Genomic DNA, 11,192 nt, shown 5'->3' with positions numbered 1-11,192 from the left:
AAGATACGACATCGTCTGCAGGCCCACTTTGAACAATTGTGACTGATGTCGCTAAACACTTCTGACCCCCGGCAAATCGACCAGGCTTTGGCCCCCCTGGACGCCCGCCGTTCGATCCCGCCCAAGCAACTGGGCGAGCCCGGCCCCGACCACCCCACCCTGCTGCGCCTGCTGGAGTCGGCGGTACGCGTGCCCGACCATGGCAAGCGCGTCCCGTTCCGCTTCCTGAGCTTCCAGGGGCAGGCCCGCCTCGCGTTCGGTGAACGCCTGGCGGTCCGCAGCCGCCAGCGCGACCCTGAGGCCAGCGAGGCGGTGATCGAGAAGGATCGGGCGCGATTCTCGCACGCCCCGCTGGTCGTTGCGGTCATCGGCCGGTTCGGGCCGGACGAAAAGATTCCTGAATCGGAGCGCTTCTCCACCGCCTCCTGCGTCTGCTTCGCCCTGCTGCAGGCCGCCCAGGCCCTGGGCTTCGGCGCGATCTGGCTGACCGGCTGGCTGGCCTACGACCCGGAAGTGGCCCACTGGCTCGGCCTGGGCGAGGACGAGCGGGTCGTGGGCTTCGTCCACATCGGCACGCCGAAGCTGGACGCCCCCGAACGCGAGCGCCCGGATCCGCGCGAGCTGCTGACCGAATGGACGCCGGAATGACCCTGCCGACGTCCCCGGCGTCGCATCGCGGCGGGACGCTGTTCCTGGTCGATGCCAGCCTGTACGTCTTCCGCGCCTGGCACTCCATGCCCAACGAGTTCCACGACGCGGAGGGCTGGCCGACCAACGCCGTGCATGGCTTCGCCCGCTTCCTGCTGGAGCTGATCGACCGGGCGCGCCCGCAGAACATCGCCGTCGCTTTCGACGAGGCGCTGGACTCGTGCTTCCGCAATGCGCTCTACCCGGCCTACAAGGCCAACCGCGAGTCCGCGCCGGAAGAACTCAAGCGCCAGTTCGGACACTGCCGGGCGCTGTGCGAGGCGATGGGCCTGGCCGTACTGTCGCATGGCGAATACGAGGCCGACGATCTGATCGGCAGCGCCATGATCGCGCTGCGCCCGCACGGATACCGCGCGGTCATCGTCTCGGCGGACAAGGACCTGTCGCAGTTGCTGGGCGACCACGACGAGCAGTGGGACTTCGCCAAGGGCCAGCGCTGGGGCGCGGCCGGCGTGCCGGAGCGCCATGGCGTGCACGCGCACCAGATCGCCGACTACCTGGCGCTCACCGGCGATGCGGTGGACAACATTCCCGGCGTGCCCGGCATCGGCGCGAAGACCGCGGCCGCGCTGCTCGGCCATTTCGGCACGCTGGACGCGTTGCTCGCGCGCGTGGAGGAAGTGCCCTTCCTGCGCTTGCGCGGCGCAGCCGCCGCTGCGGCGAAATTGCGCCAGCACCGTGAGCAGGCGCTGCTGTGTCGCCAGCTGACCACCATCGCGCTGGATGCGCCGATTGGCGAGACGTCGCTGCACTTCGCGCGCGGCCGCGCCGATGCCGCCGCCCTTGGCACGCTATGCGATTCGCTCCGTTTCGGTCCGATGACGCGGCGCCGGTTGTACGAATCGGTGGGCCTGGACTTCGCCCCGTCAGCGCTTCCGTCGTAGCATCGGACACCTTTCCGCAGCACAGCCACCGATGAACGAAGCCCACGCCGAAGAACCGCTGGAAACCCTGTACGAGGGTCCGTGGCTGCGCATGCTGCGGCGCGGGCGCTGGGAATACGTGGAACGCACCCACGGTGATGGCATGGCGGTGATCGTCATCGCCGTGACCCCGGACGACAACGTGTTGTTCGTCGAGCAGTACCGCATCCCGCTCGGCGCGCCCACCATCGAGATGCCGGCCGGACTGGTCGGCGACGACCATGCCACCGACACGCTCGAAGCCGCGGCCGGCCGCGAGCTGATCGAGGAAACCGGCTGGTCCGCCAATCGACTGGAAGTGTTGCTGGTCGGCCCAACCTCGGCGGGCATGAGCAACGAGCGCATCGCCTTCGTCCGCGCGAGCGGGCTGACCCGCGTCGGCACCGGCGGCGGCGTCGACAACGAGAACATCACCGTCCACGAAGTCCCGCGCGCGCAGGCCCCGGCCTGGCTGATGCAGAAGCAGCGCGAGGGGTACGAACTCGACCTCAAGCTCTGGGCGGGTCTGTGGATGATCGAACACAACCCGGACGGTTCGCCCGCGGTTTGAGCCCGCGCGACGCTAGAATGCCGGCGTCACCCGAGCGCACGGTCCAATGCACATTCTGGTTTGCGGAGGAGCGGGCTACGTCGGTTCGCATGCCGTCAGCGTCCTGGCCGAACAGGGCCATCGCATCACCGTCCTGGACAATCTGAGCACCGGCCACCGCGAAGCGGTCCGGTGGGGGCGGCTGGTCGATGCCGACCTGATGGCCCCCACCACGCTCGACCGCGCCTTCGAGGACCCCGTCGACGCCGTGATGCATTTCTGCGCGCGCTCGCTGGTCGCCGAATCGCTGGCGCAGCCCTACGCCTATTACCAGAACAATGTCGCCGGCACGCTGCACCTGCTCGAGGCGATGCAACGCCATGGCGTGGAGCGGATCGTGTTCTCGTCCACCGCGGCGGTGTTCGGGCATCCGCAGGCGATGCTGATCGACGAAGCGCATCCGAAGGCGCCGATCAATCCCTACGGCGCCAGCAAATGGATGGTGGAGGAGATCCTGCGCCACGCCGCGCAGGCACGCGGACTGCGCTCGGTGGCGCTGCGCTATTTCAACGCCGCCGGCGCCGCGCCGGAACGCGGCATCGGCGAGTCGCACTCACCCGAGACCCACCTCATCCCCAACGTACTGCGCTCCGCGCTGGGCACGGGACCGCGCCTGAAGGTGTTCGGCCACGACTACCCGACGCCCGACGGCACCTGCGTGCGCGACTATGTGCACGTGCTGGACCTGGCCGACGCGCATGTGCTGGCGCTCGACCTGATGGAACGCGAACCCGGCGCGCACGCGTTCAACCTCGGCAACGGCACCGGGTTCTCGGTACTGCAGGTCATCGAGACGGCGCGCCGCGTCACCGGACGCGGGATTTCATTCGACCGCGCACCGCGACGCGCGGGCGATCCGGCCTACCTGGTCGCCTCCAGCGAGAAGGCGCGCGACGTGCTGGGCTGGTCGCCACGCCATTCCGCGCTGGAAACGATCATCGACAGCGCCTGGCGCTGGCACCTCGCACCGGCGTTCTGACATCGCCGCAGCCGTTTGCAATCCGCGTCGCGCGATGCCCTGCGCCTAGGTCGCGAAGCGATCGGTCGCGCGGACCAGCGCGTCGACGTTCTCCGCTTCGAAGGCCGAATGTCCTGACGCCGGCGTGATCACCAGTTCGCCCTTCGGCCACGCTTTCTTCAGGTCCCATGCGTTGGCGACCGGGCACACGACGTCATAGCGACCGTGCACGATCACACCGGGGATGTCGGCAATGCGGTGTGCGTCGCGCAGCAGCTGGTCGTCCGCTTCGAAGAAGCCGCTGTTGACGAAGTAGTGGTTCTCGATGCGCGCGAACGCGAGCGCGAACCGCGGGTCTTCGTGGCTGGCGGCGAAGTCGGGATCCACGTGCAGGAAACTGGTGGCGCCTTCCCACACGCTCCACGCCTTCGCGGCGGCCAGCCGGGTGGCTTCGTCGCCGGACGTCAGGCGGCGATGGTAGGCGCTGATGAGGTCGTGGCGTTCGACCACGGGAATCGCGGCGAGGTAGTGCTCCCACGCATCCGGGAACAGCCGCGAAGCTCCCTCCTGGTAGAACCACTCAAGCTCCCAGCGACGCAGCATGAAGATGCCGCGCAGCACCAGTTCGGCAACGCGCTGCGGGTGCGCCTGCGCGTACGCCAGTGCGAGCGTGGAACCCCACGAACCGCCGAACACCTGCCAGCGATCGATGCCGAGCCTGGCGCGCAGCGCCTCGATGTCGGCGACCAGATCCCACGTGGTGTTGTCGACGAGATCCGCGTGCGGCGTGGAACGCCCGCTGCCGCGCTGGTCGAACAGGACGATGCGGTACTTCGACGGATCGTGGAAGCGGCGCATCTTCGGGCTGCAGCCCGCGCCCGGACCGCCATGCAGCAGCACCACCGGCTTGCCATCGGGGTTGCCGCACTGCTCGTAGTAGAGCGTGTGGCGATCGTCCACCTGGAGCGTGCCGCTGTCGAAGGGTTCGATCTCGGGATAGAGCGTGCGCATCGCAGAGTCTCGGCGGACGGAAGCGGAATTCTAGCGCGGCCGCTTCTATCGCATGCAGCGGCTCATCAGCAAGCAGCAAAGATCGCAGGCCATCCCAACGCCATAACGGATTCTTTAGGAGTTGGCCTATGTCGCACCCCCCTGCCCGAAAACTCTACTGGCGCGGCTCCGTTTCGAGGGGCATCGACATACTCCAAGGAAATCGTTCGTGAAGAAGACTCTGATTGCTCTGGCGCTCGCCGCCGCTCCGTTCGCCTCGTTCGCCAGTGAATCCAATGGCATCGGTTACACCAACGTCCAGCTGGACGGCGTTTACGAAGACAGCGCCGGCTTCTACGGCAAGGGCGCCGGCATCAGCGGCTCGTATGCCTTCACCGACAACTTTTTTGTGACCGGCAGTTACTCGCGGACGCGTGATAGCGACAGCTGGCAGTCCGGGAAGTGGTATGACCGTGAGCGTTTGACCAACAAGAACTGGACGCTTGGCGTTGGCTTCAACACGTCAATCGGCACCCGCGCAGATTGGGTCTCGCAGCTTGCCTATGCGCGCCATGGCGTCTCGTCCAACTACAAGTCCTGCTACGCCAACACCTGCTACGCCGATAACGACAGCGACCACGTCAGCGGCTACAACCTCAGCACCGGCGTGCGCGGCCGCGTGACCGATCAGCTGACCGCGAACGCCTACCTCGGCTACGAAGACTACAGCCACCACTACGACGGCAACTTCTACGCCGACTTCGACATGGGCTACAGCTTCAACAAGACCTGGAGCATCGAGACGGGCGTCCGCCTGGCCGAAGGCATGGAGACCTGGAACCTGGGCGCACGCGCCAGCTTCTGATCCATCGCCTGCGCGGCAACGAAAGGCCCGGCCATGCCGGGCCTTTTCGTTTTTAGTCACGCAACCGTCAGCGCCTGCGCCCCAGCGTTACACGGTCGCGCCGCTCCCAGTCCTGCACCGTCTCCACGGATTCGAATCCGTTCGCCTCGAACAGCGCGCGCACCGCCGCGCCCTGCTCCCATCCGTGCTCGACCAGCAGCCAGCCGCCGGGACGCAGGTGCGACGGGGCGTCCGCGGCGATGCGGCGGATGTCGTCCAGTCCGTCCGCCCCCGAGGCCAGCGCGCCGCGCGGCTCGAAGCGCAGGTCTCCCTGCCCCAGATGCACGTCGTCGTCGGCGATGTACGGCGGATTGCTCGCGATCAGGTCGAACGCCTCATCCGTCAGCGGCGCGAGCCAGTCGCCGTGGCGGAAATCCACCGGCAGTCCCAGCGCGCTGGCGTTGGCGCGGGCAACCGACAACGCCTCCGCACTGGCATCGGTGGCGATGACGGTCGCGCGCGGGCGCTCATGGGCGATGGCCAGTGCGATGGCCCCGGTGCCCGTGCCGAGGTCGGCGACGCGGACGTCGCGGTCGCCCGGCAGGCGCTCCAGCGCGAGTTCGACCAGGCGTTCCGTCTCCGGGCGGGGGATCAAGGTCGCGGGCGACACCTGCAGGTCGAAGCGCCAGAAGCCACGCCGCCCCAGCAGGTAGGCCACCGGCTCGCCGGCCGCGCGGCGTTCGACCAGCGCGTCGAACGTCCGGGCGCGGGGGGCGTCGACTTCATCGTCGCGGTGCACATACAGCCAGGTCTGGGACACGCCCAGGGTGTCGGCCAGCAGGAGCGCGGCCTCGGCCCGGGCGTCCTCGCCACCCAGCCGGAGTGTGGCCGCGGCCAGGAGCGCACCGACGGTCGGGGTCGGAGGGAGATCGGTCATGGCGGGATTGTCGCGTGGCCGCCTGCGACACGCGAGTCGCTTCCGATAGGCAGATCCACGTCTGGGCACCTATGGCGGTTAGTTTCAATAGATAACGTCTATTAAACCGATCTTATCAATCAACTTGCTGGATGAATGCGCGGCTTTTAATCTACGCAGGCTTTCGATTCACCCCCAACCCATAAAGGATCTTGCTGATGTCGTTGATCAACACCGAAGTGAAGCCCTTCAAGGCCACCGCTTACCAGAATGGCGAGTTCATCGCCGTCACCGAGGCCAACCTGAAGGGCAAGTGGTCTGTCGTGATCTTCATGCCGGCCGCCTTCACCTTCAATTGCCCGACCGAAATCGAAGACGCCGCCAACAACTACGCCGAGTTCCAGAAGGCCGGCGCCGAGGTCTACATCGTCACCACCGACACCCACTTCTCGCACAAGGTGTGGCACGACACCTCGCCGGCCGTGGGCAAGGCCCAGTTCCCGCTGGTCGGCGACCCGACCCACCAGCTGACCCGCGCGTTCGGCGTGCATATCGATGAGGAAGGCCTGGCCCTGCGCGGCACCTTCGTCATCAATCCGGAAGGCGTGATCAAGACGCTGGAAATCCACGACAACGCCATCGCCCGCGACGTCAGCGAGACCCTGCGCAAGCTCAAGGCCGCGCAGTTCGTCGCCAACAACCCCGGCCAGGTCTGCCCGGCCAAGTGGAAGGAAGGCGAGAAGACCCTGGCTCCGTCGCTGGACCTGGTCGGCAAGATCTAAGGCCGCGTCGCGGTCCGCTCGAATGAGCACGCGGTCCGTCGTACGGACCGCACCCGCCGGGCCCGCAACCGCGGGCCCGGTCCGGGAGCCCGGCATCGCGCCGGATCCCGCCCCTTTCCCCCGAATGTCGCGACGCCCGGGCCCTCCCTCTCCCTCCAGCCCGGGTGCTCGCGACGTTCACCCCGAACCAAGCGATTCGCGCAGCAGCCCCCCATTCCAAACGGAGCCGCCACATGTTGGACGCCGGTCTGAAGACCCAGTTGAAGGCCTACCTCGAGAAGGTCACGCAGCCCATCGAACTGGCCGCGAGCCTCGATGACGGCGAGAAGTCGCGCGAGCTCGAAGCCCTGCTGCTCGAGATCGCCGGACTGTCCGACCAGATCCGCTACGTGCGCGACGACAGCGACGCGCGCAAGCCGTCGTTCGCCATCAAGCGCGTCGGCACGGACATCGGCGTGCGCTTCGCCGGCCTGCCGATGGGCCATGAGTTCACCTCGCTGGTGCTGGCGCTGCTGCAGGTCGGCGGTCATCCGTCCAAGGCCACGCAGGACGTCATCGAGCAGGTGCGCAACCTCGAAGGCGAGTACCTGTTCGAAACCTATTTCTCGCTCTCGTGCCAGAACTGCCCGGACGTGGTCCAGGCGCTGAACTTGATGAGCGTGCTGAACCCGAACATCCGCCACGTCGCAATCGACGGCGCGCTGTTCCAGGACGAAGTCGAACGCCGCGAAGTGATGGCGGTACCGACAGTCTTCCTCAACGGTGAAGTGTTCGAGCAGGGCCGCGCGAGCCTGGAGCAGATCGTCGCGCGGCTCGACAGCAAGGCCGGCGCGCGCGAGGCCGACCGCATCCGCGGCAAGGCCCCCTTCGACGTGCTGGTAGTGGGCGGTGGCCCGGCCGGCGCGGCGGCCGCCATCTACGCGGCGCGCAAGGGCATCCGCACTGGCGTCGCCGCCGAGCGCTTCGGCGGCCAGGTGCTCGACACCATGGCCATCGAGAACTTCATCTCGGTGCCGCACACCGAAGGCCCCAAGCTCGCCAGCGCGCTGGAGCAGCACGTGCGCGAGTACGAGGTCGACGTGATGAACCTGCAGCGCGCGACGAAGCTGATTCCGGCCAGCGAACCTGGCGGGCTGATCGAGGTGCGCCTGGAGAACGGCGCGTCGCTGAAGTCGCGCAGCGTGGTGCTGTCCACCGGCGCACGCTGGCGCCAGATGAACGTGCCCGGCGAGGACCAGTACCGCAACAAGGGCGTGGCCTATTGCCCGCACTGCGACGGCCCGCTGTTCAAGGGCAAGCGCGTGGCGGTGATCGGCGGCGGCAATTCCGGCGTCGAAGCGGCCATCGACCTGGCCGGCATCGTCTCGCATGTCACGCTGGTGGAGTTCGACGGCCAGCTGCGCGCCGACGAGGTGTTGCAGCGCAAGCTGCGCAGCCTTCCGAACGTACGCGTGATCGTCAGCGGCCAGACCACCGAAGTGCTCGGCGATGGCAGCAAGGTCACCGGTCTGGTCTACAAAGACCGCGTCGGCGGCGATTCGCACCGCATCGACCTGGAAGGCATCTTCGTCCAGATCGGCCTGCTGCCGAACACGGAATGGCTGAAGGGCGCCGTCGCGCTGTCGCCGCGCGGCGAGATCGTCATCGACGAGCGCGGCCAGACCTCGGTCCCCGGCGTGTTCGCCGCGGGCGATGCCACCACCGTGCCGTACAAGCAGATCGTGATCGCGATGGGCGCCGGCTCCACGGCCGCGCTCAGCGCGTTCGACCACCTGATCCGCACCAGCGTCACCACCGAACAGGCTTCGGCCGTCGCGGCCTGACAACGGGCGGTTACTATCCCCGCGGGGCCGTTACGGCCCCGCCTCCTACGGTCAAGGCGAGGGTGGACACGTGAACCTGCGCGACCTCAAGTACCTGGTAGCCCTCGCCGACCACAAGCATTTCGGTCGTGCCGCCGCCGCGAGCTTCGTCAGCCAGCCCACCCTGTCCACGCAGATCAAGAAGCTCGAGGACGAGCTCGGGGTCGCGCTCGTGGAGCGCGCGCCGCGTCGCGTGATGCTCACGCCCGTGGGACGCGAAGTCGCCGAGCGTGCGCGCAAGGTCATCGCCGATGTCGAGCAGATGGCGGAGATCGCACGGCGCAGCCAGGATCCGGAAGCGGGAACCGTGCGACTGGGCCTGTTCCCCACGCTGGGCCCGTATCTGTTACCCCACATCGTGCCGCGCCTGCGCCAGCGTTTTCCGCGTCTGGAACTGCTGCTGATCGAAGAGAAGACCGACCAGATCCTCACGCGCCTGCGCGACGGCCGCCTCGACGCCGGCCTGCTCGCGCTGCCGATCCACGACGACCAGTTGCACGTCGAAGTGCTGTTCGACGAGCCGTTCCTGCTCGCCGTGCCGCAACAGCACCCGATGGCCGAGCACGACTCGCTCGACCTGCACGATCTCGACCATCAGCACCTGCTGCTGCTCGAGGAAGGCCACTGCCTGCGCGACCAGGCGCTGGACGTGTGCCACATGGCCGGCGCCGACGAACGCGACGGTTTCCGCGCCACCAGCCTGGAAACACTGCGGCAGATGGTCGCCGCCGGCGTGGGCATCACGCTGCTGCCGGTGCTCGCGGTGCAGCCACCGGTCCCCGCTTCACCCGACATCCGCCTGCTGCGTTTCCGCGGCGACGCGCCGCACCGGCAGATCGCGATGGTGTGGCGTCGCAGTTCCGCGATGGGCGATTTCCTGATGCAGCTGGCGGCGGAGTTCCGCGCGCTCCCCGAGCAGCTGCTGCGACCGCCCGCACCGGTTGCGACGCCGTCGAAGGACAGCCGGCTCTGATCCACAGCCGCGGTGAGCGCGCACGCCCGCTCACTCCATCCCGACCTGCCCCAACCGGTAGCGCGTAAGCAGCGTCGTGCTCACCAGCATCGCGATGACGATGAACGTGCTGACCGCATGCACGCGCCGGTTGGCGGTCCATGCGCACAGCACCATCAGCACGATGCCGAACACCTGCACCATGCGGAACGGCACGATCAGCGAACGCAGCCCCATCCCCGCTTCCAGCACGAGCGCCCATGCCCCGGCGCCGGCGAGCAGGCCGAAGAACACGCGGCGCGTGTCGTAGTAGTGCTTTTCCACGTCGATGGTGCCGTCGACCAGCTCGGGCAGCAGCACGTGGCTGGAGATGACCAGCGTCGCCGGCCCGAGCAGGACGAAGGCGAAACCGGTGTAGGTCCACTCCTGGACGACACGCAGCATCCAGAACGACCACCACATCTGGATGTGCAGACCCATCATCAACACGATCCAGACCGAGTGCACCCAGTACGGCTTCACGCGACGGCGCACCTGCACCATGTTGCCGATGCCCGCGAACAGCTGGGTCAGGCCCAGGCCCAGCACCATGGACACCATCACCGACAGGTAATTGAATGCGTCCATCCGGCCGACCCCGCGAGGTGGGCTGGCCTGGCGCCAGCGGCGCGACTCTAGCGCGGCCGCCGCGATGTTCGCGTCGCGCGCAGGCGTCAGTAATGCAGCAGGGCGTGCAGCGGGACGCCGGCGGGCCAGCGCGAACGGCCGCCCAGTGCGTCCAGCTCGATCAGCACGCTCGCGCCCACCAGTTCGGCGCCCAGCATCGCGACCAGTTCGCGCGCCGCCGCCAGCGTGCCGCCGGTGGCGAGCACGTCGTCGACGATCAGCGTGCGCTCACCGGGGCGCAGTGCATCGTTGCGGGCCTGCAGGCGATCGGTGCCGTATTCCAGCGCGTACTCCACCTGCACCAGCGGCGGCGGCAGCTTGCCTGGCTTGCGCAGTGGCACGAAGCCGGCATGCAGCTTCTGCGCCAGCGCCGCGCCGAAGATGAAGCCGCGCGACTCGATCCCGCACACCGCCTGCACCTGGCTGCCCTGCCACGGCTCGGCCAGCGCGTCGATGCAGCGCGCGAAGCCACCGGCGTCGGCCAGCAGCGGCGTCACGTCGCGGAAGGTCACGCCGGGCTTGGGAAAGTCGGCGACAGTGCGGATCAGGGCGTCGAAATCGAAAACGGACATGGGGACGGCCCGTCGAGGGGGCGGACACGATACCCGCAAACGCGCCATTCAGGCGGGAAGCCAGCCCGAGGCGCCGTCCGGGGCCTCATCGTCGTCGCTGGCGGCGTCCGGCTGGTTCAGCGGGAGCGCGGACACGATCGCCGACGCCTCGGGCCAGACCACGTCCGGCACGCACACCAGGATGGTGCCGAACAGCGGCAGCTCGCCCATGCCGCCCATCAGCGCCTCGCCCTGCAGGAATACGGGGATCTCCTGCGCCTCCAGGGCATGCTTCACCAGATGCGCGTCGATCAGGTTGGCGGCTTCGTAGACGACTTTCATGGCGGCGCTCCGGAGTGGGGCTCCAGGCGAGCATACGCCTGTGCGGGAACGTGAACCGGCGGCACACCCCCGCACGGGCTAAACTTGACGGTCTTACCCGCATCAGTCA

Annotated in this window: 13 protein-coding genes; 8 read left to right on the top strand and 5 right to left on the bottom strand. The window is 67.9% G+C overall.

Annotation, left to right across the window (positions count from 1 at the left end; all coding sequences use genetic code 11):
* The first annotated feature begins 45 nt into the window (after positions 1–45).
* Genes QLQ15_RS08550 through galE form a run of 4 tightly spaced genes read left to right on the top strand, consistent with a single transcriptional unit; the run spans position 46 to position 3,199 of the window.
* Entirely contained in the window at positions 46–648 is a 603-nt protein-coding gene (locus tag QLQ15_RS08550) for a nitroreductase family protein (RefSeq protein WP_283212392.1), read from the top strand.
* Entirely contained in the window at positions 645–1,592 is a 948-nt protein-coding gene (locus QLQ15_RS08545) for a 5'-3' exonuclease (protein ID WP_283212391.1), read from the top strand. The genes QLQ15_RS08550 and QLQ15_RS08545 overlap by 4 nt, the downstream gene beginning before the upstream one ends.
* 31 nt (positions 1,593–1,623) lie before the next feature.
* A complete protein-coding gene (locus tag QLQ15_RS08540; protein WP_283212390.1) occupies positions 1,624–2,181 on the top strand; it encodes an NUDIX hydrolase in 558 nt (185 codons plus the stop codon).
* 46 nt (positions 2,182–2,227) lie between these two features.
* A complete protein-coding gene (gene galE / locus QLQ15_RS08535) occupies positions 2,228–3,199 on the top strand; it encodes a UDP-glucose 4-epimerase GalE (RefSeq protein ID WP_283212389.1) in 972 nt (323 codons plus the stop codon).
* A 45-nt stretch (positions 3,200–3,244) separates the two neighbouring features.
* On the opposite strand, the gene pip is transcribed toward galE, so the two are convergent.
* The gene (gene pip, locus QLQ15_RS08530) at positions 3,245–4,189 is read right to left on the bottom strand and encodes a prolyl aminopeptidase (RefSeq protein ID WP_283212388.1); all 945 of its coding nucleotides are present in this window, start codon (positions 4,187–4,189) and stop codon (positions 3,245–3,247) included.
* A 208-nt stretch (positions 4,190–4,397) separates the two neighbouring features.
* Between pip and QLQ15_RS08525 the strand changes: the two genes are divergently transcribed.
* Complete coding sequence (locus QLQ15_RS08525; RefSeq protein WP_283212387.1) at positions 4,398–5,033, top strand: outer membrane beta-barrel protein; 636 nt, start codon at positions 4,398–4,400, stop codon at positions 5,031–5,033.
* 67 nt (positions 5,034–5,100) lie between these two features.
* Here QLQ15_RS08525 and prmC read toward each other — a convergent pair whose 3' ends face one another.
* Positions 5,101–5,949 (bottom strand): peptide chain release factor N(5)-glutamine methyltransferase, encoded by an 849-nt coding sequence (gene prmC / locus QLQ15_RS08520; RefSeq protein WP_283212386.1) that lies wholly within the window; start codon positions 5,947–5,949, stop codon positions 5,101–5,103.
* 197 nt (positions 5,950–6,146) lie between these two features.
* Here prmC and ahpC point away from each other — a divergent pair, with 197 nt between their 5' ends.
* The 3 genes from ahpC (at position 6,147) to oxyR (ending at position 9,545) form a co-directional block, all read left to right on the top strand.
* Positions 6,147–6,710, top strand: a complete 564-nt coding sequence (gene ahpC, locus QLQ15_RS08515; protein WP_283212385.1) for an alkyl hydroperoxide reductase subunit C — start codon at positions 6,147–6,149, stop codon at positions 6,708–6,710.
* Positions 6,711–6,943: 233 nt separating this feature from the next.
* Positions 6,944–8,533, top strand: a complete 1,590-nt coding sequence (ahpF, locus tag QLQ15_RS08510; protein WP_283212384.1) for an alkyl hydroperoxide reductase subunit F — start codon at positions 6,944–6,946, stop codon at positions 8,531–8,533.
* A gap of 70 nt (positions 8,534–8,603) precedes the next feature.
* On the top strand, positions 8,604–9,545 hold the full coding sequence (gene oxyR, locus QLQ15_RS08505; RefSeq protein WP_283212383.1) for a DNA-binding transcriptional regulator OxyR: 942 nt from the start codon (positions 8,604–8,606) through the stop codon (positions 9,543–9,545).
* Between the two features lie 30 nt (positions 9,546–9,575).
* Here the strand turns inward: oxyR and QLQ15_RS08500 are convergent, their stop codons facing one another.
* The 3 genes from QLQ15_RS08500 to QLQ15_RS08490 form a co-directional block, all read right to left on the bottom strand.
* Entirely contained in the window at positions 9,576–10,151 is a 576-nt protein-coding gene (locus QLQ15_RS08500; RefSeq protein ID WP_283212382.1) for a hypothetical protein, read from the bottom strand.
* An 86-nt stretch (positions 10,152–10,237) separates the two neighbouring features.
* Positions 10,238–10,762, bottom strand: coding sequence for an adenine phosphoribosyltransferase (locus QLQ15_RS08495; RefSeq protein ID WP_283212381.1), 525 nt, complete (start codon positions 10,760–10,762; stop codon positions 10,238–10,240).
* Between the two features lie 48 nt (positions 10,763–10,810).
* The gene (locus tag QLQ15_RS08490) at positions 10,811–11,083 is read right to left on the bottom strand and encodes a putative signal transducing protein (protein ID WP_283212380.1); all 273 of its coding nucleotides are present in this window, start codon (positions 11,081–11,083) and stop codon (positions 10,811–10,813) included.
* Positions 11,084–11,192: the final 109 nt, after the last annotated feature.

Source organism: Lysobacter stagni, from assembly GCF_030053425.1.
In the GTDB taxonomy this organism is placed as follows: Bacteria; Pseudomonadota; Gammaproteobacteria; order Xanthomonadales; family Xanthomonadaceae; genus Lysobacter_J; species Lysobacter_J stagni.
Note: the sequence above shows the minus strand (reverse complement) of the source record. Positions and strands in the feature narration are given on the sequence as shown.

Coding starts and splice junctions, on each gene's coding strand:
- QLQ15_RS08550 (WP_283212392.1), top strand. CDS start 46: ATGTCGCTAAACACTTCTGACCCCCGGCAAATCGACCAGGCTTTGGCC.
- QLQ15_RS08545 (WP_283212391.1), top strand. CDS start 645: ATGACCCTGCCGACGTCCCCGGCGTCGCATCGCGGCGGGACGCTGTTC.
- QLQ15_RS08540 (WP_283212390.1), top strand. CDS start 1,624: ATGAACGAAGCCCACGCCGAAGAACCGCTGGAAACCCTGTACGAGGGT.
- galE (WP_283212389.1), top strand. CDS start 2,228: ATGCACATTCTGGTTTGCGGAGGAGCGGGCTACGTCGGTTCGCATGCC.
- pip (WP_283212388.1), bottom strand. CDS start 4,189: ATGCGCACGCTCTATCCCGAGATCGAACCCTTCGACAGCGGCACGCTC.
- prmC (WP_283212386.1), bottom strand. CDS start 5,949: ATGACCGATCTCCCTCCGACCCCGACCGTCGGTGCGCTCCTGGCCGCG.
- ahpC (WP_283212385.1), top strand. CDS start 6,147: ATGTCGTTGATCAACACCGAAGTGAAGCCCTTCAAGGCCACCGCTTAC.
- ahpF (WP_283212384.1), top strand. CDS start 6,944: ATGTTGGACGCCGGTCTGAAGACCCAGTTGAAGGCCTACCTCGAGAAG.
- QLQ15_RS08500 (WP_283212382.1), bottom strand. CDS start 10,151: ATGGACGCATTCAATTACCTGTCGGTGATGGTGTCCATGGTGCTGGGC.
- QLQ15_RS08495 (WP_283212381.1), bottom strand. CDS start 10,762: ATGTCCGTTTTCGATTTCGACGCCCTGATCCGCACTGTCGCCGACTTT.
- QLQ15_RS08490 (WP_283212380.1), bottom strand. CDS start 11,083: ATGAAAGTCGTCTACGAAGCCGCCAACCTGATCGACGCGCATCTGGTG.